Genomic DNA, 23,958 nt, shown 5'->3' on the forward strand with positions numbered 1-23,958 from the left:
CCACGATGCTGCGCCGTTGGAGCGCTCCACGCCTTGCCGGCCCTGGCAAGGCGCGTGTCAATTCGCAGTGCCTGGCCAGTAGCGGGCTGCCAGCCGATGGCCGGCTAAGGCTGCTCAGCTTCAACATCCAGGTCGGTATCAGCACCGAGCGCTACCACCACTATCTGACGCGCAGCTGGCAGCATCTGCTGCCGCATCCCGGTCGTGCCGGCAACCTGCAGCGCATCGGCGAAGTATTGGGTAACTATGACCTGGTCGCCCTGCAGGAGGCCGACGGCGGCAGCCTGCGCTCCGGTTACGTCAATCAGGTCGAACATCTGGCTCATCTGGGTGCCTTTCCCTACTGGTATCAGCAGCTCAACCGCAACCTCGGGCGTTTCGCCCAGCACAGCAACGGGGTCCTCAGCCGGCTCGAACCTCAAGGCCTGGAAGATCACCCGCTGCCCGGGCCTTCGGGTCGCGGGGCGATTCTGTTGCGCTTCGGCGAAGGGCCGGATGCGCTGGTGGTGGTGATGATGCACCTGGCCCTGGGGGGCGGCACGCGGACGCGCCAGCTGGCCTATATCCGCGAGCTGATCGGCGGCTATCGGCATCAGGTGTTGATGGGCGACATGAACACTCATGCCAATGATCTGCTGGAGAATTCGCCACTGCGCGATCTCGGCCTGCTCGCCCCGCAGATCGAAGCGACCTTCCCGAGCTGGCGGCCGCAACGCTGTCTGGATCATATTCTGCTCAGCCCGAGCCTGACGCTGGAACGCGTCGATGTGCTGGCACTGCCGATCTCCGATCATCTGCCAGTGGCAGTGGAGATCCGCTTGCCGGACTCGCTTCAGGCCGATTCCCTGCCGGTACAGGTACAAGAAACGAAATGAGCGAAGAAATCGAACGCTGGAAGGAAAAGTATCTCCAGCTCGCCGAGCGGCAGGAGCAGCTCGAAGCGCGCTGGGAGCAGCGCGTCGATCTGCTGCGACGTAGCCTGGTACGCAGCAGCCTGGCGGTGGAGGGCGCCGATCCTGCGGTCGAGCGCTGCCTGCACGAGATGCGCGAGGTCCTCCGCGACGGCGATCTGGACGAGGGCCTCAGCCAGCTGGTGCCGCGCCTGGAAAGGGCTGTGCTGGAATCCGAACGCCACCGCCAGGAGCGGGCCGTTCGCCTGACCGAGGCTTTGCATCGGCTGGTTTCCCAACTGTTGGGCATGTCGGTGCCAGCGGAATTGCGTAAGCCGCTCAAGCGATTCGCCAAGGAGCTGGATCAGCGTGCTGCCAGGCTGCGTGAGCTGCCGGTGCTGCTCGGCGAGCTGAGTGACTTGCAGGGCCAGGTGCTGGATTTGCAGGGGCTGGCGGCGCCTCAGCAGAGCGGTTTTCTGAAGCGCCTGTTTGGCGGACGAGACATGCCGCTGGCGCCTGCCGTCGAGCGGAGTGAGCAAACCCCGCCGCCTGCCGCGGTCAATGAGGACGACGCTGGCCCGGTAGTAGCGCAAGTGCTTGGGCTGCCCAAGCCTGCCGTTCAGGCTGCCCCGCTGTTCGACGACATGCCGCTTGCAGCGGCGCCCGAAGCACCGGCCGAGGAAGAGGCTGCAGCGCAAACCGAAGCGCAGCAGAACGCTGCTGAGTTCGCCCTGCCGGATTCGCCGGAGCCCGCGTTCAGCGTCGTCGCGGACCGCGTGGAGGCGACCCTCGGCAGCCTGCTGGACAGCCTTCATCTGCCGGAGCAGCACCAGCCACAATTGCAGACACTGCGTGCGCGCATTCAGCACGGCTTGAACTGGTACGAGCTGGTGCCGGTGCTGGATGATCTGGCAATGCTGATGATCGCCTTCAGCGACCAGGGCCAGCGGGATTTCGAAAACTACCTGCAGACGCTCAACGAGCGCCTGACCGCGATGCAGGAAAATCTCCTCGCCGCGCACCAGGGCCATAATGAAGGACGCGACGCCGCTCAGGCACTGGATGCGGAGTTGCGTGAACAGGTTGGCGGGTTGCAGGACAGCATGCGCCAGGCCACGGATCTGACCAGCCTGAAGCAGGTGGTCGAGGCGCGCCTGGATGGCCTGCTGACCACGGTGGACACCTACCGGCAACAGCGCAGCGAGCAGGAGCAGAAGCTCGGTGAGCGTCTGCAGCAGCTGGTCAGCCGGGTCGGCAGCCTCGAACAGGCAGCCCGTGGCCTGCGTGGGCACCTGGAAGAGCAGCGTCAGAAAGCGCTGCAGGACCCGCTGACCGGCCTGCCCAACCGGGCGGCATGGAACGAGCGACTGGAGCTCGAGTTCGCCCGCTGGCAGCGTTACGGCGGCGACTTGCTGCTGGCCGTGCTGGACGTCGACCACTTCAAGCGGGTCAACGATGGCTACGGCCACCTGGCTGGTGATCGGGTGCTGAAGATCATTGGCAGCGAGCTGCACAAGCGCCTGCGCAAGACCGACTTCATCGCCCGCTTCGGTGGCGAGGAATTCGTCGTGCTGCTGCCCAACACGCCTTACGAGGCAGGCTTGCAGTTGATGGAGTCGCTGCGTGACTCGATCGGTAGCTGCCCGTTCCACTTCAAGGGCGAGCGTGTTGCCATCACGCTCTCGGCCGGTCTGACCGCATTCAGCGAAGGCGACAGCACCGAGCGCGCCTTCGAGCGTGCCGACAGCGCACTCTACCGAGCCAAGGATTCGGGGCGCAATCGCGTCGAGGCGGCCTGACCGGCTGCCCTGGCCCGGCCTCGATCGGCCGGTATAATCACGCCCCTCACCACACCGACATGAGTGGCGCCCCGCGCAACGGGCTGCTGCTCATCTGCGTCATTTCGCCGTCGACACAGAGGTCGTCCCGATGAAAACCATCACTGCCACCCTGATGCTCCTGCTGCTGGCCGGTTGCGCCAGTGGTCCGCGCATCGATACCAGCTACAGCTCGACCGGCCATGACAGCCGCGCCCAGTTCATCGTCCTGCATTACACCTCGACCGACCTGCCCCGCTCGCTGCAGCTGCTCAGCGGCCGCGATGTCAGCAGCCACTACCTGATCGGCGAATCGCCGGCGACCATCTACCGGCTGGTGGATGAAAACCGCCGCGCCTGGCATGCCGGCGAGAGTGAGTGGAACGGGCGCACCTGGCTCAACGCGACGTCGATCGGCATCGAACTGGTCAACCGCGGCTACGTGGAAAGCGCCGATGGGCGCCGGCTCTGGTATCCGTACTCCGAGGAGCAGATCGACGCGCTGGTGCTGTTGCTCAAGGACATCATGGCGCGCCACGACCTCAAGCCGGGCGCCATCATCGGTCACAGCGACATCGCTGCGCAGCGCAAGGTCGATCCGGGGCCGCTGTTCCCCTGGAAACGCCTGGCCGAGGAGGGACTGCTGCCCTGGCCCGACACCGATGCGGTGGCGGCCGAGCGGATGCGCTACGCATCGGGCGGCCTGCCGACGATCACCTGGTTCCAGGATGCATTGGCGGCGCAGGGTTACCGGGTGCCGCGCCACGGCCATCTGGATGACGAGACGCGTAACGTGATCGCTGCATTCCAGATGAAATACCGCCCGGCTCGCTTCGATGGCGAACCCGATGCCGAGACCGCCGCGATGCTGCAGGTGCTCGGCAATCAGGCGGGGCGCTGACTCAGTAGCGGGTGGTGCCGATCAATCTCGAGTCGGCCAGCGCAGCGCTACGGTGCTCGGCAGCAGCCTGATAGTCGCTGTCGCCGATCATCGCCAGGAAGGCTTCCTTGGACGGATAGCTGACCAGCAGCAGGTCATCCCACTGCTCGTCCGGCGGGGCGATCAGCGCGGCATGGGCCTTGGTCCTGATTTCCACCGCGCCGCCGCAGGCCTGCACCTTGGCCAGCGCCACGCGGCTGTAGCGGGCGTACGCCTCGCGACCGCTGCACGGACTGTGCTGGCTACCTGACGGATAGCTCGCCTGGTCGTTGTAGCGCAGCAGGTTGAGCATCAGGATCGGCACGCCCGAAGGCATCGCCGCAGCGAAGTCGGCGAGCTGTTCGGGGCTGGGGTTCAAACTCGGCATGTGGTCTCCTCGATGGCGCCGTCAGATCGGCAGCGCAACGTAGAAGATGGTGCCGTGGCCGATCCGTGAATGCACGCCGATACGCCCACCATGCAGCTGAGCGATTTCCTTGCATAAGGCAAGGCCCAGTCCGGCACCGCCACGGCGGCGACCGATCTGCACGAACGGCTCGAAGATGCGCGCTTGCTGGCTGTAGGGAATGCCTTCGCCGTTGTCCTCGACGCTGAGGATCATCCGCTCGCCGTGGTGCCGTGCCAGCAGCCGTACCTCGCCGCCCTTGGGCGTGTGGCGCAGGGCATTGCTCAGCAGGTTGTCCATCACCCGCTCGATCTGCTGACGGTCGAGCATCAGCGTCGGCAGCGGCTGCTGCAGCTCCAGCTTGAGCTGAACCTCCTGTTCGGCGGCGTTGACTTCGAAGCGCTGCCGCGCGGCCTCGAGCAGTTCGGGAATGTGGCATTGCTCCAGCTCCAGCTTCTGCTGGCCACTCTGGTAGCGCGAGAAGTTGAGCAGGTCATTGATCAGTCGGACCAGTCGCTGCATTTCCTCGTGCACGGTGTCGAACAGGTCCGACTCGCGGCTGCCGGCCGGGTAGCGCAGGCGTTCGCGCAGCAGGCTGAAGGCCATCTGCATGCCGGTGACCGGCGTGCGCAGCTCATGGGAGGCGCGCAGCACGAACTCGTTGCGCACGCGTTCGAAGGTGCGCTGATCGGTGACGTCATGCAGCACCATGACCGCGCCGCTGATGCTGCCGTCGTGATGGCTGACTGGGCTGATGCGCCAGGCCAGCAGACGGCGCTCACCGTCGGCCTCGATGGTCAGGTCCTCGGGTGGGTCGGACAGCGGTTTGTCGTCCAGCACCTGCCGCGCGGCATTGTCCAGGTCCGGGTAGCCGAGCGCTTCGCCGAGAGTCGAGCCGAGGTGCTCGTTCTCCCAGGCCAGCTGCCGCTGGGCAACCGGGTTGGCGTGTTCCAGACGCCCGTCGCGGTCGACGATCAGCAGGCCGTCGTCGATGCTGTCGAGCAGCGCCTGCAGACGCTGCTGGCCATTGACCAGCGCCTCCACGTTGGTCTGCTTGAACTCGTGCAGCGCTTGGGCCATCAGGCCGAAGCGGCGGCTCAGCGAGGACAGCTCGGCGATGTGCGGTGTCGGCAGGGAGATGTTGAAGTCGCCGCGTCCGATCTGGTCGGCGGCGGCGGACAGTCGTTCGATCGGTTCGCCGAAGCGGCGGGCGAAGCTGTGCGCGGTGATGAAGCCGATCAGCAGTACCGCGATCGCCGTCAGACCCAGCAGGCCGGCAAGCAGCGACGCCCGGTCACGGCTGCGCAGCTCGGTATCGCGGATCTTGTCGTACGCCGTGCGCTGCATGTCGGTCATCAGGCTGCGCACCTGATTGAAGGCTTGGCTGAGTGGGTTGTCTTCCAGCAGCGTCAGGTTCTGGTTGCTGGCTGCATCGACCTGCTGCAGAAAGCTGGCATAGGCGCTGGCGACGGCCTGGAATGCCTGCCGATCGGCCTCGTCGCTGGCCTCGGCGATGCCGCGCTCGAGCGTCTGCTGGAACGATTGACTCAGCGGTTCCAGCGCTTCGCTGCGCCTGCTGTCGGTGAGCATCACGATCAGGTGGTTGCCCAGCGTCTGTCGCAGTTGCTGGTTGATCTCGATGATGGCGAAGTTGTTGCGGATCAGCTGTTCCTGGCTCTTGGCCATCTGCATGACGCTGACCAGCGCCAGCAGCAGGCCCAGCAGCGCAACCGTCATCAGCGCGGAGAAGCCGAGAAACAGGCGGGTCCGCAGCTTCATCTGGAGTTTCATAGGCCGTACTGCTTGCGTTTTCGGTAGAGGGTCGAGGCGTCGATGCCCAGGATGCGGGCTGCCTGCTCGAGGGTGTCGCTGGTGCTCAGTACGCCGGCGATATGGGCTTTCTCCAGCGCTTCCAGGCTGAGCGGCTCACCGATGCGTGGCGCGTTGCTGCCTACCTGTTCGCCCAGTCCGAGGTGGCTGACTTCGATCATCTGCTGTGGGCAGATGATGCTCGCCCGCTCCACCACGTTGCGCAGTTCACGCACGTTGCCCGGCCAGCGGTAGGTCTTCAGTGCGGCCGCCGCCGCATCGCTGAAACCACGCGCAGGGCGGCCATAGTTCTTCACGAACGAGGCGAGAAAGCGTTCGGCCAGTGTCAGTACGTCCTCGGGGCGCTCGCGCATGGGCGGCAGATTGAGGGTAATGACGTTGAGGCGATACAGCAGGTCCTCGCGGAACTTGCCTTCGCGGACCATTTCTTCGAGGTTCAGGTTGGTTGCCGCGAGGATGCGCACATCGGCGCGGCGGGTGACCGGGTCGCCGACCCGCTCGTATTCCTTGTCCTGAATGAAGCGCAGCAGCTTGGGTTGCAGCGCCAGCGGGAAGTCACCGATTTCGTCGAGGAACAGCGTGCCGCCGTCGGCCTGGTTGACCCGGCCCAGCGTGCTCTCCGTCGCGCCGGTGAAGGCGCCGCGGTTGTGGCCGAACAGCTCGCTTTCCATCAGGTCGGCCGACAGCGACGGGCAGTTGATGGTGACGAAGGCCTTCTTCGAGCGCCGGCTCCAGGTATGGATGGCACGCGCCAGTTCACCCTTGCCGGTACCCGATTCGCCGAGGATGAGAATGTTGGCGTCGGTGTCTGCCACCTGCCGCGCGGTTTCCAGCACGGCCATCATCGACGGGCTGTGCGAACCGAGGGCGTCGCTGCGCTGCTTCATCTCGCCTTCCAGCGCTTCCAGCCGGGCCGCCATCTGGCGGACTTCCAGCTGCTTGGCGGCGGACAGGCGCAGCTGTTCCGGGCTGCATGGCTTGAGCAGGTAATCCGCGGCACCGGCCTGCATGGCGTCCACGGCAGTGTCGACGGCGGAATGGGCGGTGACGATGACCACGCGCATCCAGGGTGCGAGCAGGCGCATCTGTTGCAACACGTCCAGGCCATTGTCTTCGCCGAGTCTCAGGTCGAGAAAGCACAGGTCGAACACCTGGCGCTGCAGAATGGCCTCGGCCTGCGCGGCGCTGGCGGCGGTCATCACCGTGTAGCCACGATCCTCCAGGCAATAACGAAAGGTACGCAGGATCGCCGCTTCGTCATCCACCAGGAGGATGCGTCCGCCGTTGTCCGTCGTTTGGTCCATGGATGCTCCCATCAAAAGGCGAATCGGTCGCTTGAATGCTTGATTATGGTGTGTCGAGCGCCGGGCGGCGCCGTTGCGTTGCTGGCGAGACCTTAGTCTATGAAAAGTCTTGCAAGTTGCACGGTGTCAGCACGGCTTTCCTGCATGCTGCACTCCGGCGCCTGCGATGGCATCGCTCAAGTGACTGATTTGATTACCGCTGGTGCCCGCACCCCACCTGGCATGCGGCTTGCGACTCTGAACGAAGGGCGTCACTTCACGCCGAGCGGACGTGACGCACATCTGTCGCAACCATGCAGGAGGTGTCATGAATCATTCCATGAGTCAGCTCAACGAGCTTATCGAGATCACCCGCGACGGGCAGCGTTTCTACCAGCATGCCGCCGACGAAGTAAAGAACGTCGAACTGCAGCACCTGTTTCGCGATATGGCTCAAGCAAAAACCCAGATCATCCAGGCGCTCAGCGTGAAGGTTGCGGCCAGTCATGAGCATCCGTCGCAAGGCGGGACGCTGACCGGGCGGATGCGCGAACTCTATGCCGACGCTCGGTCACGCATCGGCGACCACGATACGGCTTATGTCGACCAGCTGGAACAGACCGAAGCGAACATTCTGCACGCCTTCGAGGATGCCGTCGGCGACGCCGAGCCGGATGTCAGGGCGTTGCTCGCCATCGAGCTGCCCAAGCTGCGTACCTGCCATGAGCGCATGCGTCAGCTCAAGGAGGCCAAGCATTGAGCGTTCATTCGTGCAAAACGCCCGGCGCTGCTGGGGAGCTCATGCAAATTGAGTTGCAAGAATGTCGATAAAAATCACTAACTTATTGATTTAAAAGGATTTAAATTTGCGATGCGGGCTGGCACGGTGCCTGCAATATCTCACTCAACGAAACGACGTCGCCACGCTTAGAAGGAGTTGAGAATGAATCGCCAAGCCCGCTTTTCATTGGCCAGCAAGGGGTTTCTTTCTGCTGCGGTAGTCATGCTGATCATGGGTGCCGAGCGCCCGCTGTCGCAACCGCTCAGCCAGGCGCAACAGAATTCAGCGGAACGAATCGGCATGTATGACGCTCAACCTATTGAGCTCATGCGGACCGGCCAAGAGCCGCAGACCATCGACTATCGCCAGGCGCCGTCTGAACAGCGCTGGGTGTTCTGAGCAACGAAGGGGACGTGCAAGCGAATCAGCAGGGATGCTTAACACACTCGATGCCGATCGGACTGTCCGGTCCGCTGAGAACCGTTCCTGAAACAAGAGGAGTCACACCATGCTGAGTTGGGCCATTACCTTCCTGATCATCGCCATCATCGCTGCGGTACTGGGCTTCGGTGGTATCGCAGGCACTGCAACGGGTATCGCCAAGATCCTGTTCGTGGTCTTCCTGGTTCTGTTCGTAGCGTCGCTGATCTTCGGCCGCGGTCGCGGTCCACGCGTGTGATGCAATCGATGGCCGCCCGCAAGGGCGGCTGATTGAGGAGTTGCAGCGGCATAGGATGCCAATTTCGCCGGGTCATGTTCGGCTTTCGAAGGTGATCCAGAGCGCGCGGGCCTAACCGCTCCGCGCGCTTCACCCCTCAGCGGGGGGAACCAGGGGGTCGGGTTGTTCTGCGTCGCGGAGTGACCTAGGGGTACAGGGAGTACCTCCTTCTTATAGGGCCGGGTTCTGTGAAGCTGCGGCCGGGAGCGTCATCGCTCCCGGCATGCAGCAATAACTGCTTGATTCGCCTCGTATCGTCTTTCTCAGCTCCTCCCTCTCATCGTTTTCCAGTTCCTGTTGTCTTTACCGTCTGCTGATCTGCGTCTTTACCGTCTGCTGATCTGCGGATGACCCCTGCGCGCCGGCACCGCTATCATCGCGTCCAGCTTTCGACGGGAGAACGACATGCTCAACGGCCTCTGGCTGGGCTTTTTTCTGATTGCCGCGGTTGCCGCCCTCGGGCGCTGGCTGATCGGTGGCGACCCTGCAGTGTTCGCCGCCCTGGTGGAAAGCCTGTTCGCCATGGCCAAGCTGGCCGTAGAAGTGATGATCGTGCTGTTCGGCACCTTGACGCTGTGGCTGGGGTTTCTGCGCATCGCGGAAAAGGCCGGGCTCATCGAACTCCTGGCGCGTCTGCTCGGGCCATTGTTCCGCCGCCTGATGCCCGAAGTACCGGCAGGCCATCCGGCGCTGGGACTGATCACCCTGAACTTCGCCGCCAACGGCCTCGGGTTGGACAACGCTGCCACGCCAATCGGCCTCAAGGCGATGCGTGCCCTGCAGGAGCTCAATCCGCTGCCGACCGTGGCCAGTAATGCGCAGATTCTGTTTCTGGTGCTCAACACCTCGTCGCTGACGTTATTGCCGGTGTCGATCTTCATGTACCGCGTGCAGCAGGGCGCGGAAGACCCGACCCTGGTCTTTCTGCCTATCCTCCTGGCGACCAGTGCGTCTTCGCTGGCCGGCCTGCTGGCGGTGGCGCTGGTGCAGCGGCTGCGCCTGTGGGACCCGGTGGTACTGGCCTACTTCATTCCCGGTGCGCTGTTGCTCGGTGGCTTCATGGCGCTGCTGGCGGGGCTGTCGGCGACGGCGCTGGCGTCGTTGTCTTCGTTGCTGGGCAACCTGACCCTGTTCGGGCTGATCATCGCCTTTCTGGTCGTCGGCGCGCTGCGCAAGGTGCCGGTGTACGAGGCGTTCGTCGAGGGCGCGAAGGAGGGCTTCGATGTCGCCAAGAGCCTGTTGCCCTACCTGATCGCCATGCTCTGCGCGATCGGCGCCCTGCGCGCATCCGGCGCGCTGGATATCGGTCTGGAAGGCATTCGCTGGCTGGTGGAGGAGCTGGGCTGGGACACGCGGTTCGTCGATGCCCTGCCGACTGCACTGGTCAAACCGTTTTCCGGCAGTGCGGCGCGGGCGATGCTGATCGAGACCATGCAGAGCCAGGGGGTGGACAGCTTCCCGGCCCTGGTGGCGGCGACGGTGCAGGGAAGTACCGAGACGACGTTCTACGTGCTGGCGGTGTATTTCGGCGCGGTAGGTATTCAGCGCGCGCGCCACGCCGTGGGTTGCGCGATAGTGGCGGATCTGGCCGGTATCATTGCCGCGATTGCCGTGTGCTACTGGTTCTTCGGCTGATCCGAAGCTAGGCGCTGCTCGGTTCCGAGTCATGGCCGGGCGTTGATCACGAGCGAAAAAAGAAACCCCGGCCACATGTCCTGTGGCCGGGGTTTCTCGTTGTAGCGACTGCAGTCAGCGCTGGCGGCGTCGCCGCTGCATCCAGACGATCAGTCCGAACAGCAGGAAGCCCGGAACCCACATGAATTCCTTCGGCCAGCGATCGGTCGGAGCGCGCACACGCAGGATCTGTTGGTCGAACTCCAGGCCCGCTTCGGCGGCCGGACTGCCGAAGGTCACACTGTCGATCAGAACCTTGCCATCTTCCTCGTACATCATCAGGCCGATCTTCTCGAGCTTCTCTTCGCCGCTTCCGCCTTCCGGAATGGCCAGTAGCACGACGAACTCGCGTGGGTCGCCGACATCGTCTTCACCCAGCACGCGCAGGCGCAGCTGACTGTCTTCTTCCACCTGTTCCAGCGTCTCGACCAGCGCGGCTGGCTCGATGTCGCGATAGGGGTCGTGGATGATGTCCATCCAGAATCCCGGGCGGAACAGGGTGAAGGCCACCAGCAGCAGCAACAGGCTCTCGTACCAGCGGCTGCGCACCAGGAAGTAGCCCTGGGTGCCGGCGGCGAAGATCAGCATGGCGATGGTCGCCACGACGAAGATCAGCACACCGTGCCAGAAATCCACGCCGATCAGCAGCAGGTCGGTGTTGAAGATGAACAGGAACGGCAGCGCAGCCGTGCGCAGGCTGTAGTAGAAGGCGGTGATGCCGGTCTTGATCGGGTCGCCCTTGGACACCGCCGCGGCAGCGAACGAAGCCAGACCCACCGGCGGGGTAACGTCGGCCATGATGCCGAAGTAGAAGACGAACAGGTGCACCGCGATCAACGGCACGATCAGGCCGTTCTGCTGCCCCAGCGCCACCACCACCGGTGCCAGCAGGCTGGACACCACGATGTAGTTGGCGGTGGTCGGCAGGCCCATGCCGAGGATCAGGCTGAGGAAGGCCGTGAGCAGCAGCATCAGCAGCAGATTGCCCATCGACAGCAGCTCGACCAGGTCGGCCAGCACCAGGCCGACGCCGGTCTGCGACACGGCGCCGACGATGATGCCGGCCGCCGCGGTGGCGATGCCGATGCCGATCATGTTGCGCGCACCGGCGATCAGGCCTTCGCGCAGATCGATGACGCCATCCATGAAGGTGCCGTGCTCGTGGCTGCCATCCTTGCGCAGCATCGACAGCAACGGACGCTGGGTGAGGAGGATGATCACCAGCATCACCGAACCCCAGAATGCCGACAGGCCGGGCGACAGGCGCTCGATCATCAGGCACCAGACCAGCACCACCACCGGCAGCAGGAAGTGCAGGCCGGAGAGCAGCACCGGACGCGTCTCGGGCAGCTGCTCGAGCGGGGTGTCAGGGTCTTCATGGGGTAGCGGCGGATTGCTTGCGGCGACTTTCAGCAGGCCCAGATAGACCAGCGCCAGCAGGACGCCAATGACCCACAGCGCGGCATCGCCGAGCGCCGGCTTCAGCCAGCCAAGCCCGTAATAGACGCCCAGCGACAGGCCGGAAATCAGCGCCGCGCCGAAGGCGAAGCCGATCAGGCGCTGCATCCACGGCTTGGCGACGTTGGCCCGCGGCAATGCGGTCAGCCCCAGCTTGAGCGACTCCAGGTGAACGATGTAGACCAGCGCGATATAGGAGATCAGCGCGGGAAGGAACGCATGCTTGATGACCTCGACATAGGGAATGCCGACGTACTCGACCATCAGGAACGCTGCAGCGCCCATCACCGGCGGCATGATCTGGCCGTTCACCGATGAGGCGACTTCCACCGCGCCGGCCTTCTCGGCCGAGAAACCGGTGCGTTTCATCATCGGGATGGTGAAGGTGCCGGTGGTGACCACATTGGCGATCGACGAGCCGGAAATCAGGCCGGTCATGCCCGACGCCACGACTGCGGCCTTGGCCGGGCCGCCACGGAAATGCCCGAGCATGCTGAAGGCCAGCTGGATGAAGTAATGCCCGGCGCCGGCGCGTTCGAGCAGTGCGCCGAACAGCACGAAAAGAAAGACGAAACTGGTGGAAACGCCAAGGGCGATACCGAACACGCCTTCGGTGGTGATCCACTGGTGATTGGCCAGTGCGGTGAAGCTCACCCCGCGATGGGCCAGCAGGCCGGGCATCCAGGGGCCGGCGACGCTATAGACGAGGAATACCAGAGCAATGATCGCCAGTGGCGGGCCGAGTGCCCGGCGCGTGGCTTCCAGCAGCAGCGGAATGCCGAGGCAGGCCGTGATCAGGTCCATGGTGGTCAGATTGCCGGGGCGCTGCGCCAGTTGTTCGTAAGCGATGAACAGATAGGCGGCGGTCGCGGCAGCGATCAGTCCCAGGGCGATGTCGAACAGCGGTACGCGGTCTCTGGGCGATTTCTTGAAGGCCGGGTAGGCGAGAAACGCCAGCAGCAGCGCGAACGCCAGATGGATCGAACGGGTCTCGGTGTCGTTCAGCACGCCGAACCCGAGCACGAAGGGCAGCGGCGAGGCGATCCACAGCTGGAACAGCGACCAGAGCAGCGCCAGCCCGGCGATGACCGCGGCCATCGGGCCTTCGGGCAAGCGCGCACCGACATCTTGGGCGATCAGTTCCTCGGTGGACAGTTGTTTGTCTTGCATGAATTGAGGCCTGTTTTTTCAGGTAACGGAACCGCGAAAACCCGTGGCCATGGGGCGCACGGGTTTTCGGCTAAGGCATCGACGATCAGGGCCGCATCCGCGACGCGACCCCGGTTAGCCTTACAGCCAGCCGCGTTCCTTGTAGTAACGCTCGGCGCCTTCATGCAGCGGCGCGCTCAGGCCGACTTCGATCATTTCTTCCGGCTTGAGATCCTTGAATGCCGGGTGCAGACGCTGGAAGCGCTCGATGTTCTCGAACACCGACTTCACCAGCTGGTAGACCACTTCGGCATCGACCTTGGCGGTAGTGGACAGCACGGCCTTGCCGCCGATGGACTGCGTCGGCTGGTCGTTGCCCTTGTACAGGCCGCCTGGGATCTCGGCCTTGGTGTAGTAGCTCTTGGCAGCCAGCAGTTTGTCGATCTCCGGGCCGGTGATCGGCACCAGGACCGCATCGACGGTGGTGGTGGCTTCCTGGATGGCGCCATTCGGATGACCGACGAAGTAGGTCATGGCGTCGATGTTGTTGTCGCCCAGCGCGCTGGCCTGCTCGGCCGGTTTCAGTTCGGCGGCGAGGGAGAAGGCCGACTTGTCCCAGCCCTTTTCCTTCATGATTTCTTCGAGGGTGTCGCGCTGGCCGGAACCGGGGTTGCCGATGTTGACGCGCTTGCCCTTCAGATCATCGAGGCCCTTGATGTTGGCGTCGCGACGCGCCAGCACGGTGAAGACTTCGCTCTGCAGCGAGAAGACGGCACGGATGTCGTTCATCTTGCCTTCCTTCTCGAACGGCGCCACGCCTTCCATCGCCTTGTACTGATGGTCCGACTGCATGATGCCGAAGTTGAACTCGCCACTGCGCAGGCCGTTGACGTTGGCCACGCCGCCGCCGCTCGCCGGCGCGTTGCACTTGATGTTTTCCGCGTTGCGGTTGACGAAGCGGCAGATCGATTGCCCGGCAACGTAATAAACGCCGGTCTGGCCGCCCGTGCCGATGGTGACGAACTTCTCTTGCGCCTGTGCCACTGCGCTCAGGCCGGTTCCCGCCAGAGCAGCGGTAAAGATCCATGCCAAGGATTTGCCTTTCATGGATGCACTCCTTTTTGGTTGTTTTCGGATTCCCGGCATCCCTTGTGAGTCTGCGCGGAACTTGAGTCTAGCAGGCGACCGCGTCGGTAACAGCCTGCGGACCAGCCATGTCGAGCCGGGCAAGCGTCGCGCCCCATTGGCTAGGACCGGATGACGGCAGAAGGGTTGCGCGTGAGGCGACATCTTTTTTTATACATATGCTGTACATTGTTATATGTAAGTATAGCTTTAGTGATTGTCAGCCATGCTGACTGCAAAAGCCGACCGGCGGAGTAGGACTTCAGGTGCATTGTCATTCGAAGCGGATGATGTCAATATGACATTAGTCTCCAGGCGAGGAGACTTGCTGATCGGACAGGACCACGGGCCCGCCGACTGAAGCGCCATCAGGGATCATCCAGAGGGGATGGATCAATGCTGGCGCTTTTTTTGTGCTCGTCTTCGGCGCTACAAAATCGATACAAACGACCCGTTGGGCCGTCCGCAGCAAGGAGCGAGCACCGCGAGGTGCGATATTGGCAGGGAATGCGCGAAGTACCGGCAAGGTGCATCGATCGAGACGTCCGTGGCGGAAGAACGACATGCTTTGCCTTGTTCACGAGACCACCATGCGCATGAACCTGCCGGTCACTGGCCGCGACGTTTCCATCAGCGACACCGCCAACATCCTTTCCACCACGGATCTGAACGGTGATATCACCTATGTGAATCCCGACTTCATCAAGATCAGCGGCTTCGAAGAAAGCGAGCTGCTTGGCCAGCACCACAACATCGTTCGCCATCCGGACATGCCTGCCGAAGCATTCGCCGACCTGTGGTCGAGCGTACGGAGTGGCAGCTCATGGATGGGCATGGTGAAGAACCGCTGCAAGAACGGCGATCACTACTGGGTCAGTGCCTTCGTCACGCCGATCAGCCGCAACGGTCGGGTCATCGAATACCAGTCGGTGCGTACCAAGCCCGCGCCGGCTCAGATCGCCGCTGCCGAGCAGCTGTATGCGCAGTTGCGCGACAAGCGTCCTCCGGCTGCGCTGCGCCGTGCAACGCTGAGTGCCCGCAGCCGCGTCGCGCTGCTGGCCGCGTTGGGTGCCGCGCCGTGCGTGGTCGCCGGCGCGCTGTTGGGTGGGGCGGGTCTGATCGCTGCGCTGGCCACCGCCGCTACCGCCGTGCTGGGCGCAGGCGCAATGGCCTATGTCGCGCTGGCTCCGCTGCAGCGTCTCGCCGAGCAGGCGCGCAGGGTCGGTGACAACCCGGTGGGGCAGTTGGTCTATGCCGGCCGCCGTGATGAATTCGGCCAGATCGCCTTTGCCATGAAGATGCTGGAAACCGAGGCCGGCGCCATGGTCGGCCGTATCGGCGATGCCTCGCGTCAACTCAGCCAGCACGCCCACGAACTGCTCGGCGCGATGGACAGCAGCACGCAGAGCGCTTCACGCCAGCAGAGCGAGACCGATCAGGTCGCCACGGCGATCAACCAGATGGCGGTCAGCGTGCAGGAAGTGGCGAGCAATGCCCAGCGCACCGCCGAAGCAGCCAGCCGCGCGGACAGCGAAGCGGCGACCGGCACCGAGGTGGTCAACCGTACCGGCGCGGCCATCGGCCGACTGGCCCAGGACATCCAGCAGGCCGGTGACGTGATCCATGAGCTGGAGGCGCATAGCAATGACATCACCAAGGTACTCGATGTCATCCGTGGCATCGCCGAGCAGACCAACCTGCTGGCGCTGAACGCCGCCATCGAGGCGGCGCGGGCCGGGGAGCAGGGCCGTGGCTTTGCCGTCGTCGCCGATGAAGTACGCAGCCTGGCATCACGGACCCAGCAGTCGACCCAGGAGATCAACAGCATGATCGGTGCGCTGCAGGGCGGTGCGCGGCAGGCGGTGGAGGTCATGCAGCGCAGCCGCGAGCAGGCCATGCAGAGCGTCGAACATGCGGCCCAGGCGGCGCGCTCGCTGCAGGGCATCAACAGCCGGGTCAACGAGATCAGTGCAATGAGTATGCAGATCGCCGCGGCCGTCGAGCAGCAGAGCAGCGTCAGCGAGAACATCAACCAGAACATCGTCAGCATTCGTGGCGGCTCCGACCAGCATGTGGAGAGCGGCCTGCGCAGCCGGCAGAGTGCGTCGGGCGTGGCCGAGCTGGCCAGCAGCATGGAGATGCTGGTGCAGCAGTTCTGGACGCGGCGGCGCGGCTGAAAGCCTGATGTACGGGAGTGGTGCGTGCGGCAATGGCGTAGCGCATTGCCGCACCGTTAGCGGCGGGCTTGTTACGGCGTTCGTGTGAAGGCAAAATGCCATCAGTTTCGCGCGTTGCGAAAGCTGCTTTACCGCTCAGGACAACCGGACCTGATAGCTAAGGCGCCAGCCGTGACATTCCTCTGGGATGCACCACGGCTGGCGCCTTTTTTTGGGTTCGAGTCTCGCTGCAAAGCATGCCCTGGCAGAGATAGGCACTCAACCTGCATGTGTGTGCATGACGATGGACCAATGCTGACCGAAGAGACGTTGCGCGCTGCGCTGAAAGAAACCATTCAGGTACTGGAGCGCACGCGACGCTCGTTCAAGTCGCGCGAGCTCGGCCAGCTGCGCCGGCGCCTGATCGACTTGCTCGAGCAGCTGGAAGCCGATAGGGGAGAGAAGGACGAGCGTTGATCGCCAAACCGTAACCGGCCCCCTGTAGAAGGATGCCCCGCCGCATCCACGCGAGCGCTGCCAACAGAAGCGGCGCCGTATCTGCCTCGCGTACTCAGACCCCATTTTCAAAGAGAAGATCTGTTTATGCGCCTCAACCTTCCCGTAAACGGCCGTGAAGTCACGGTCGGCGAAACGGCGAACATCCTTTCCACGACTGATCTGAAAGGAACGATCACCTACGCCAATCCGGATTTCGTGGCGATTTCCGGCTTCAGCGAAGACGAGCTGCTCGGTGAGCCGCATAACATCGTGCGCCACCCCGACATGCCCGAGGCGGCCTTCGCCGATCTCTGGCAGACGCTGCAGGCGAACAGGTCGTGGATGGGCATCGTCAAGAACCGTTGCAAGAATGGCGATCACTACTGGGTCAGTGCGTTCGCCACACCTGTCGGCCGCGACGGCAAGGTCGTCGAGTACCAGTCGGTACGCACTCGCGCACAGCCCGAACAGATTCGCGCCGCCGAGGCGCTTTACACACGCCTGCGCGAGGGCCGTGGCGCAGGCGCATTGCGTGCCCCGCGGCTCGGGTTGCGTGGTCGCGTAGCATTGCTGGCGGGTCTCGGCAGTGCGACGGCGGCAGGGTTCGGCGCGCTGCTGGCCGGGGCATCGCTGACAGCTGGTGCATCCGCCGCGGTGCTGGGCGGCATGGTCGCCGCCGGCGTGGCGACGTTGGCGCTCGCACCGCTGACGCAGCTGGCGCGCCAGGCGCGACGCATCGGCCACAACCCGGTCAGCCAGCTGATCTACACCGGTCGCCGGGACGAGATCGGCGAGATCGCCTTCGCCATGAAGATGCTGGAAACCGAAGCCGGGGCCATGGTCGGGCGCATCACCGATTCCAGCCGCCAGCTGAGCGGGCATGCCCGCGAGCTGCTCGCAGCGATGCAGAGCAGCACGCAAAGCGCCTCGCGCCAGCAGCAGGAAACCGACCTGGTCGCCACCGCGATCAACGAAATGACCGCCAGCATCCAGGAGGTCGCCCTCAACGCCCAGCGCACCGCCGAAGTGGCGGCGAACGCCGACAGCGCGGCGGCCAGCGGCCGGCAGGTCGTCAGCCTGACCGGCAGCAGCATCACGCGCCTGGCGGACGACATCCAGCAGGCCGCCGGGGTCATTCACCAACTGGAAAGCCATAGCCAGGAAATCAGCCGCGTGCTCGACGTCATCCGCGGCATCGCCGAGCAGACCAACCTGCTCGCGCTCAACGCCGCTATCGAGGCGGCGCGCGCCGGCGAGCAGGGCCGCGGCTTCGCCGTGGTCGCCGACGAGGTGCGCCAGCTGGCATCGCGCACATCCAGCGCGACCACCGATATCCAGAGCATGATCGGCTCGCTGCAGGCCGGTGCGCGCCAGGCCGTGGACGTCATGCAGCGCAGCCGCGAGCAGGCGCAGCACAGCGTCGGCCACGCCGGCGATGCCGAGCACTCGCTGCACGGCATCAACCGCCAGGTCAGCGAAATCAGCGAAATGAGCAGCCAGATCGCCGCGGCGGTGGAGCAGCAGAGCAGCGTCAGCGAAGAGATCAACCAGAGCATCGTCAGCATCCGCGGCAGCTCCGACCAGCATGTGGCGACCGGCCTGCGCAGCCAGGAAGGCACCTCGGGGGTAGCCCGCCTGGCCGAGGACATGCAGGAGCTGGCGCAACAATTCTGGGCGCGGCGCAGGGCGTGATTGCTGCAGTCTGTCGCCTGCGCGGGACAGGTTGATGCCATGCTGGCATCATGCGCGGGTCGGCGCTTATTTAATGACGCCGGTTGGCTGGCACTTCGCTGGCTATTGTCGCGCCGAAGAGGCACTGTCACACGATGCGCGCCTTACTGCTGTTGATCGCCTGCCTGACGTTGCTGCCCTGGACCGGCGGCGCGATGGCGGCTGAGCCAGCGCCGGTGCTGCAGACGCGAAGCTCGCCGACGCTGCAGGTCGGCCCAGTGGAGTACCTGCTGGGAAGGCCGGACGCGAATTTCATCCAGATCGCCGCAGCGGATCTGTCCTGGCAGCGGCTGAACAAGCCCAGCCTCGGCAAGCAGCACGACGGTGCCTGGCTGCGCCTCCGTCTGCAAAACACGGGCGATGCCGCGAAGCTCTGGTATCTGCTGCTGAAATGGCCGGTGCTCGACCGCGTCGAGGTGCGCCTGCATTACCCCGACAGCGACCGCTGGGGTCAGCCGATGCTGGCCGGGGACGCCGTGGCATTGAGCAGCCGTCCGCTGGCCGACCATCACTTCGTCTATCCACTCGAGCTGCCGGCGGGCGAGCGCGCGGTGGTTTATCTGCAGCTGCAGGCCAGGGAAACCCTCGCCCTGCCGCTGGAGCTGATCGACGAAAAGCAGCTGATCGAGGGCAAGCTCCGCGACGTCACGCTGGTCAGCCTGTTTTTCGGCGGCATCCTGGTGATCGTGCTGTACAACTGCAGCCTGCTGATCTTCACCCGTGACCGCAGCTATTTCCTCTATGTGCTCTACCTGCTCAGCGCGGTGTTCTACGTGCTGACCATCACCGGTTTCGGCCAGCTCTACCTGTGGCCGGAAATTCCCGCCTTGTCGGTACGTTTCTATGGCCTTTCCGCGGCCTTGTGCTTCTTCACACCGATGTTGTTCGCCCTGCGTTTTCTCGACATACGGCGCTATGGTGGCTGGGTCTGGGTGGTGTCCATCAGCCTGACCGGCTACTGGGGGGCTGCGGTGCTGGCGCTGCTGCTGGCACCGGCCGTGGCGCGTTATCTGTTCATGGACAGCGTCGCGCTGCTGCACTGCGTTTTGACCATGGCCGTGACGCTCAACCTGTGGATGCGTGGCAATCCGTCCGCGCGGTTGTTCAGCATCGCCTGGAGCACCTTGCTCGGCTTCACTGTGGTCAACCTGCTGGCGCTCAACGGGAGCCTGCCACTCAATGCCTGGACGCTGAATGGTCAGCTGATCGGCATGTTCGCCGAGTTCGTGCTGCTGTCCATGGCACTGGCCGAGCGCATCAATATCGAGCGCAACCGGCGCATCGCCGCGCAGCAACTGGCATTGCACGCCTCGGAATCGCTGGCCGAGGAGCGTGCACTGCGTTTGCAGGCCAAGCAGGAGGCGCTGGACCTGCAACTGCGCGCCAACGAGGTGCTGGAAGCGCGGGTCTACGAACGCACCCGTGCGTTGGAAGAAGTTCGCCACGGCCTGGAGGCCGCCAATGCCGAACTGATGCGCTTGAGCACCACCGATTCGCTGACCCAGTTGGCCAATCGTCGGCGTTTCGATCGTTTGCTGGACGAGGAAATCCGTCGTGCGCGGCGCGCGGGCAGTCCGCTGTCGGTGTTGCTCGCCGATATCGATCACTTCAAACGGGTCAACGACAGCTACGGCCACCCCTTCGGTGACGAGTGTCTGCGCCAGGTCGCGGCAGTGCTCGCCGCCCATTGCCAGCGCGCCGGCGATGTCGCGGCGCGCTATGGCGGCGAGGAGTTCGTCGTCCTGCTGCCGGGGCTCGCCGCCGAACAGGCCGTCGCCCTGGCGCAATCCATCCGCTGCGCGATCGCTCACCTGCAGCTGCAGCATGGCGAACAGCCGGTGATGCTGACCATAAGCCTCGGCGTCGCCACGCTGACATCCTCGCTTGTAACGCCGGCCGATCTGCTGGCTGCGGCGGATGCGGCGCTCTATCAGGCCAAGAATGCCGGCCGTGATCAGGTGGTGCTGGCTCCCGGCAGATGCATCAGCGAAGACGGCCCGGCCATTACGCCTCAGTCGGTATGAACCGCACCCGCACCAGCAGGCCGCCGAGAGCGCCCTGATCGAGGCTGATCTCGGCGCGATGGGCGCGGACGATTTCGCCGACGATGGCCAGCCCGAGGCCGGCGCCATGGCCGCCGGTGTCGCGGCGGTAGAAGCGGGCGAAGACGCGATCACGCTCGACAGCGGGGATGCCCGGACCGTCGTCCTCCACCTCCAGCACGGCGCCGTCGAGCACCCGCAGCACCACGTTGCCGCCGTTGCCGGTGTGCGCCAGCGCGTTGTCCAGCAGGTTGCTCAGCAGTTCGCTGATCAGCGTCGGCTCGCCGTCGATCCATACCGGGGCCTCGGCCTCCAGCGCCAGGGCGACGCCGCGCTTGTGCGCCAGGGCGGCCATCGCCAGGCCCAACTCGCGGGCCAGCTGCGACAGGTCCAGACGCTGCGCGCCGCCCTCGGCGATGGATTGCGCACCGCTTTCGATGCGCGCCAGCGAGAGCAGCTGGTTGGCCAGGTGGATGACCTTGTCGGTGCTTTGCCCGGCATCTTCCAGGGTGCTGCGCCACGCCGCCGGTTCGGCTTCGCGCAGGCCCAACTCGATCCGCGCCTTGAGCGCCGCCAGCGGCGTGCGCAACTCGTGGGAGGCATCGGCGATGAAGCGCGCCTGGCGTTCGAACTGCCCACGCAGGCGCTCGGTGAACTGGTTGAGCGCCGCCACCAGCGGTTTCAGCTCGCGTTGCACGCTGATCATCGGCAGCGGCCGCAGATCATCCGGTGCGCGCTCCTGCACCGCCTCGCTGAGCTGGCCCAGCGGTCGCAGCGCGGCGCTGACCGCCAGCCATACCAGTACCAGCGCGGCAAGCGCCAGCAGGCCGACGCGCCACAGGGTGTCGGTGAGCAGGCCGCGCGCCATGCGCTCGCGGGCGCCGAGGGTTTCGGCCACGCGGATTTCGGCGATGCCGTTGAGTTCCGGCTCGCTGACCGGTTGCAGCAGGCTCACCAGGCGTACGCCCTGGCCCTGGAACTCGCCGTCGTAGAAGCGCGCCAGCGCCGGATAGTCGTTAGTGCGCGGGACGTCGGCGGCGGGTGCCGGCAGGTTTTCGTAACCACTGACCAGGCGCCCCTGGATGTCCAGCACCCCGTAGTAGATGCGCCCGGCACTGTCGTAGGCGAAGGTGTCCAGCGCCACGTAGGGCACGTTGGCGCGCAGCACGCCTTCATGGGTGACCAGGCCATCGGCGATGGCCCGGGCCGAGGCGAGCAGGGTGCGGTCGTAGGCGGTGTCGGCGGCGGCACGGCCGTTCCAGTAGGCGCTCAGACCGCCGAACAGCGACAGCAGCGCGAGCAGGACTGCCAGCCGCCGCAGCAGGCGCGCGCGCAGGCTGCCGGCGAGCGCTTGCTCAGCCATCGAGCGCTTCGAGCAGGTAGCCGAGGCCGCGGAAGGTGACGATGCGCACCGGCTGGCCCTCGAGCTTCTTGCGCAGGCGGTGGATGTAGATCTCGATGGCATCGGCGCTGGCATCCTCGTCCAGGCCGAACACCTGGGCGGCCAGCTGATCCTTGCTCATCACCCGACCGGGGCGGGCGATCAGCGCTTCCAGCACGCCCTGCTCGCGCGAGGTCAGCGTCAGTGGCTCGTCGGCCAGGCTGAAGCGCCGCGCATCCAGGTCGTAGACCAGTGCGCCGCAGCGCTGCTGGCGTTCGCCGCCGCCGACGCTGCGCCGCAGCAGCGCCTTGACCCGCGCTTCCAGTTCGGACAGTTCGAACGGCTTGGCCAGGTAATCGTCGGCACCGAGGTTGAGGCCGTGCACGCGGTCGCTGACCTCGCCGCGCGCGGTGAGCATCAGTACCGGCAGCGTCTTGCCGCGCTCACGCAGGCGCGCCAGCACCTGAAAGCCGTCGAGTCGTGGCAGGCCGACATCGAGAATCGTCAGCGCATAGTCCTCGCTGGCCAGCGCCAGGTCGGCGGCGACGCCGTCGTGCAGCAGGTCCACGGTCCAGCCGGCGGCGCGCAATGCCTGCGCCACGCTTTCGGCCAGCTGGGGGTGGTCCTCGACCAGAAGAATTCGCATTGCCTGTCCTCTGCGATGGCGACGGAGCGCCAGTGTAGCGGCAGAACTTTCACGCCGCTGCCGGCTTTGCGCGCTGAAAGGCTGGCGAAAGCTTGACCGCCTAGGATCGCTCGCAGGTGGCTCGAACCACCCCGCGCGGCGCATGTGCCGTCACAACAAAAACAATAGTGGAGATACCCGATGCTGACTGCCGTCAGACGTTCACCCGCTCCTGCCCGTCTCGCCCTGGCCGTTGCCGCCGCCTCGCTGGCGCCCATGGCCCAGGCCGCATTCATCGAAGACAGCAGCGCTACCCTGCAGACCCACAACATCTACCTGAACCGCGATTTCCGCGAAGGCAGCGGCCAGTCCAAGCGCGAAGAATGGACCCAGGGTTTCATTCTCGACGTCCAGTCGGGCTTCACCGAAGGCACCGTCGGCGTCGGCCTCGATGCCCTGGGCATGCTCGGCGTCAAGCTGGATTCCGGTGGCGGACGCAGCGGCACCGACCTCCTGCCGGTACACGACGATGGCAGTACGCCGGACGAATTCAGCCGCCTGGGCCTGACTGCCAAGGCCAAGATCGCCGAGACCGAGCTGCGCTACGGCTCGCACATCCCCGAGATGCCTGTGGTGAAAGCCAGCGACAGCCGCACGCTGCCGCAGGTCTTCGAGGGCGCCACGGTCACCTCCACCGATATCGACGGCCTGACCCTCATCGGCGGCCGCCTGGACAAGGTGATCGACCGCGCTTCGACCAACTCCCAGGACCTGCAGCTGAACAACAAGAACGGCCGCTTCGCCAGCGCCGCCGAGGCCGATCACCTGACCTTCGCCGGTGCGGAGTATGCCTTCAACGAGAACCTCACCGGGCGCTATTACTACGGCGAGCTGGATGACGTGTACCGCCAGCACTTCTTCGGCCTGCTGGCGAACAAGCCGCTGAGCGACAACTCCGCGCTGAGTGCCGACCTGCGCGTGATGCTCAGCGACGACAGCGGCGCGGCCAATGCCGGCAAGATCGATAACCAGGCCTGGAACGGCATGCTCGGCTACAGCCTGGGCGGGCACAAGGTCAGCGTCGGCTACCAGCAGATGCGCGGCGATACCGGCTACGCCTACATCGACGGTGGTGATCCGTTCCTGGTCAACTTCGTGCAGATCAACGACTTCGCCAACGCCGACGAGCGCTCCTGGCAGGCCCGTTACGACTACAACTTCGCCGCCATGGGCATCCCCGGGCTGACCTTTCTGACCCGCTACATCTCCGGCGACAACGCCGAGTACAGCGGCGGCAACAATGGCAGCGAGTGGGAACGCGACATCGAGCTGAAGTACGTGGTGCAGAGCGGCCCGCTGAAGAACGTCGCGCTGCGCTGGCGCAACGCGATGTTCCGCTCCGACTTCGCCCGTGACGCCGATGAGAACCGTCTGATCGTCAGCTACAGCCTGCCGATCTGGTAAACAAAACAAGA

19 protein-coding genes are annotated in these 23,958 nt (G+C 64.8%); 12 read left to right on the forward strand and 7 right to left on the reverse strand.

Annotation, left to right across the window (positions count from 1 at the left end; translation table 11 throughout):
- Positions 1 to 5 precede the first annotated feature (5 nt).
- The 3 genes from P5704_014830 (at position 6) to P5704_014840 (ending at position 3,608) form a co-directional block, all read left to right on the forward strand.
- The gene (locus P5704_014830; protein WOF77335.1) at positions 6 to 875 is read left to right on the forward strand and encodes an endonuclease/exonuclease/phosphatase family protein; all 870 of its coding nucleotides are present in this window, start codon (positions 6 to 8) and stop codon (positions 873 to 875) included.
- A complete protein-coding gene (locus P5704_014835; protein WOF77336.1) occupies positions 872 to 2,689 on the forward strand; it encodes a diguanylate cyclase in 1,818 nt (605 codons plus the stop codon). The genes P5704_014830 and P5704_014835 overlap by 4 nt, the downstream gene beginning before the upstream one ends.
- A 130-nt stretch (positions 2,690 to 2,819) precedes the next feature.
- Positions 2,820 to 3,608: an N-acetylmuramoyl-L-alanine amidase gene (locus P5704_014840; GenBank protein ID WOF77337.1), complete on the forward strand. Its 789-nt coding sequence runs from the start codon at positions 2,820 to 2,822 to the stop codon at positions 3,606 to 3,608.
- A gap of 1 nt (position 3,609) precedes the next feature.
- Here P5704_014840 and P5704_014845 read toward each other — a convergent pair whose 3' ends face one another.
- From P5704_014845 to algB, 3 genes are read right to left on the reverse strand one after another with little or no spacing between them, the layout of a single operon-like run.
- Positions 3,610 to 4,014: a DUF1330 domain-containing protein gene (locus P5704_014845; GenBank protein ID WOF77338.1), complete on the reverse strand. Its 405-nt coding sequence runs from the start codon at positions 4,012 to 4,014 to the stop codon at positions 3,610 to 3,612.
- A gap of 21 nt (positions 4,015 to 4,035) precedes the next feature.
- On the reverse strand, positions 4,036 to 5,823 hold the full coding sequence (locus P5704_014850) for a KinB sensor domain-containing domain (GenBank protein WOF77339.1): 1,788 nt from the start codon (positions 5,821 to 5,823) through the stop codon (positions 4,036 to 4,038).
- Positions 5,820 to 7,166, reverse strand: a complete 1,347-nt coding sequence (gene algB / locus P5704_014855; protein WOF77340.1) for a sigma-54-dependent response regulator transcription factor AlgB — start codon at positions 7,164 to 7,166, stop codon at positions 5,820 to 5,822. Before algB ends, P5704_014850 begins: the two co-directional genes overlap by 4 nt.
- Before the next feature lie 307 nt (positions 7,167 to 7,473).
- Between algB and P5704_014860 the strand changes: the two genes are divergently transcribed.
- From P5704_014860 to P5704_014875, 4 genes are all read left to right on the forward strand, one after another.
- On the forward strand, positions 7,474 to 7,905 hold the full coding sequence (locus P5704_014860; protein WOF77341.1) for a PA2169 family four-helix-bundle protein: 432 nt from the start codon (positions 7,474 to 7,476) through the stop codon (positions 7,903 to 7,905).
- Between the two features lie 183 nt (positions 7,906 to 8,088).
- A complete protein-coding gene (locus P5704_014865) occupies positions 8,089 to 8,325 on the forward strand; it encodes a hypothetical protein (protein WOF77342.1) in 237 nt (78 codons plus the stop codon).
- Between the two features lie 109 nt (positions 8,326 to 8,434).
- Positions 8,435 to 8,605, forward strand: a complete 171-nt coding sequence (locus tag P5704_014870) for a DUF1328 domain-containing protein (protein WOF77343.1) — start codon at positions 8,435 to 8,437, stop codon at positions 8,603 to 8,605.
- Between the two features lie 444 nt (positions 8,606 to 9,049).
- Entirely contained in the window at positions 9,050 to 10,279 is a 1,230-nt protein-coding gene (locus P5704_014875) for a nucleoside recognition domain-containing protein (protein WOF77344.1), read from the forward strand.
- Between the two features lie 114 nt (positions 10,280 to 10,393).
- On the opposite strand, the gene P5704_014880 is transcribed toward P5704_014875, so the two are convergent.
- Positions 10,394 to 12,946 (reverse strand): TRAP transporter permease, encoded by a 2,553-nt coding sequence (locus P5704_014880; GenBank protein ID WOF77345.1) that lies wholly within the window; start codon positions 12,944 to 12,946, stop codon positions 10,394 to 10,396.
- A gap of 120 nt (positions 12,947 to 13,066) precedes the next feature.
- Entirely contained in the window at positions 13,067 to 14,032 is a 966-nt protein-coding gene (locus P5704_014885) for a TAXI family TRAP transporter solute-binding subunit (protein WOF77346.1), read from the reverse strand.
- A gap of 608 nt (positions 14,033 to 14,640) precedes the next feature.
- Here P5704_014885 and P5704_014890 point away from each other — a divergent pair.
- From P5704_014890 to P5704_014905, 4 genes are all read left to right on the forward strand, one after another.
- On the forward strand, positions 14,641 to 16,227 hold the full coding sequence (locus P5704_014890) for a PAS domain-containing methyl-accepting chemotaxis protein (GenBank protein ID WOF81241.1): 1,587 nt from the start codon (positions 14,641 to 14,643) through the stop codon (positions 16,225 to 16,227).
- A 291-nt stretch (positions 16,228 to 16,518) separates the two neighbouring features.
- Positions 16,519 to 16,683, forward strand: coding sequence for a hypothetical protein (locus P5704_014895; GenBank protein WOF77347.1), 165 nt, complete (start codon positions 16,519 to 16,521; stop codon positions 16,681 to 16,683).
- Positions 16,684 to 16,809: 126 nt separating this feature from the next.
- Positions 16,810 to 18,396, forward strand: coding sequence for a PAS domain-containing methyl-accepting chemotaxis protein (locus tag P5704_014900; protein WOF77348.1), 1,587 nt, complete (start codon positions 16,810 to 16,812; stop codon positions 18,394 to 18,396).
- A 134-nt stretch (positions 18,397 to 18,530) separates the two neighbouring features.
- Entirely contained in the window at positions 18,531 to 20,459 is a 1,929-nt protein-coding gene (locus P5704_014905; protein WOF77349.1) for a diguanylate cyclase, read from the forward strand.
- Here the strand turns inward: P5704_014905 and P5704_014910 are convergent.
- Both P5704_014910 and P5704_014915 read right to left on the reverse strand, forming a co-directional pair.
- Positions 20,440 to 21,840: a sensor histidine kinase N-terminal domain-containing protein gene (locus tag P5704_014910; protein ID WOF77350.1), complete on the reverse strand. Its 1,401-nt coding sequence runs from the start codon at positions 21,838 to 21,840 to the stop codon at positions 20,440 to 20,442. The two genes, P5704_014905 and P5704_014910, sit on opposite strands and share 20 nt — an antisense overlap.
- Positions 21,833 to 22,504 (reverse strand): response regulator, encoded by a 672-nt coding sequence (locus tag P5704_014915; GenBank protein WOF77351.1) that lies wholly within the window; start codon positions 22,502 to 22,504, stop codon positions 21,833 to 21,835. Before P5704_014915 ends, P5704_014910 begins: the two co-directional genes overlap by 8 nt.
- Positions 22,505 to 22,684: 180 nt before the next feature.
- Between P5704_014915 and P5704_014920 the strand changes: the two genes are divergently transcribed.
- Complete coding sequence (locus tag P5704_014920; protein ID WOF77352.1) at positions 22,685 to 23,947, forward strand: OprD family porin; 1,263 nt, start codon at positions 22,685 to 22,687, stop codon at positions 23,945 to 23,947.
- Positions 23,948 to 23,958: the final 11 nt, after the last annotated feature.

Origin of the sequence: Pseudomonas sp. FeN3W (assembly GCA_030263805.2) — a bacterium.
Classification (GTDB): Bacteria; Pseudomonadota; Gammaproteobacteria; order Pseudomonadales; family Pseudomonadaceae; genus Stutzerimonas; species Stutzerimonas stutzeri_G.

Coding starts and splice junctions, on each gene's coding strand:
- P5704_014830 (WOF77335.1), top strand. CDS start 6: ATGCTGCGCCGTTGGAGCGCTCCACGCCTTGCCGGCCCTGGCAAGGCG.
- P5704_014835 (WOF77336.1), top strand. CDS start 872: ATGAGCGAAGAAATCGAACGCTGGAAGGAAAAGTATCTCCAGCTCGCC.
- P5704_014840 (WOF77337.1), top strand. CDS start 2,820: ATGAAAACCATCACTGCCACCCTGATGCTCCTGCTGCTGGCCGGTTGC.
- P5704_014845 (WOF77338.1), bottom strand. CDS start 4,014: ATGCCGAGTTTGAACCCCAGCCCCGAACAGCTCGCCGACTTCGCTGCG.
- P5704_014850 (WOF77339.1), bottom strand. CDS start 5,823: ATGAAACTCCAGATGAAGCTGCGGACCCGCCTGTTTCTCGGCTTCTCC.
- algB (WOF77340.1), bottom strand. CDS start 7,166: ATGGACCAAACGACGGACAACGGCGGACGCATCCTCCTGGTGGATGAC.
- P5704_014860 (WOF77341.1), top strand. CDS start 7,474: ATGAATCATTCCATGAGTCAGCTCAACGAGCTTATCGAGATCACCCGC.
- P5704_014865 (WOF77342.1), top strand. CDS start 8,089: ATGAATCGCCAAGCCCGCTTTTCATTGGCCAGCAAGGGGTTTCTTTCT.
- P5704_014870 (WOF77343.1), top strand. CDS start 8,435: ATGCTGAGTTGGGCCATTACCTTCCTGATCATCGCCATCATCGCTGCG.
- P5704_014875 (WOF77344.1), top strand. CDS start 9,050: ATGCTCAACGGCCTCTGGCTGGGCTTTTTTCTGATTGCCGCGGTTGCC.
- P5704_014880 (WOF77345.1), bottom strand. CDS start 12,946: ATGCAAGACAAACAACTGTCCACCGAGGAACTGATCGCCCAAGATGTC.
- P5704_014885 (WOF77346.1), bottom strand. CDS start 14,032: ATGAAAGGCAAATCCTTGGCATGGATCTTTACCGCTGCTCTGGCGGGA.
- P5704_014890 (WOF81241.1), top strand. CDS start 14,641: ATGCGCATGAACCTGCCGGTCACTGGCCGCGACGTTTCCATCAGCGAC.
- P5704_014895 (WOF77347.1), top strand. CDS start 16,519: ATGCTGACCGAAGAGACGTTGCGCGCTGCGCTGAAAGAAACCATTCAG.
- P5704_014900 (WOF77348.1), top strand. CDS start 16,810: ATGCGCCTCAACCTTCCCGTAAACGGCCGTGAAGTCACGGTCGGCGAA.
- P5704_014905 (WOF77349.1), top strand. CDS start 18,531: ATGCGCGCCTTACTGCTGTTGATCGCCTGCCTGACGTTGCTGCCCTGG.
- P5704_014910 (WOF77350.1), bottom strand. CDS start 21,840: ATGGCTGAGCAAGCGCTCGCCGGCAGCCTGCGCGCGCGCCTGCTGCGG.
- P5704_014915 (WOF77351.1), bottom strand. CDS start 22,504: ATGCGAATTCTTCTGGTCGAGGACCACCCCCAGCTGGCCGAAAGCGTG.
- P5704_014920 (WOF77352.1), top strand. CDS start 22,685: ATGCTGACTGCCGTCAGACGTTCACCCGCTCCTGCCCGTCTCGCCCTG.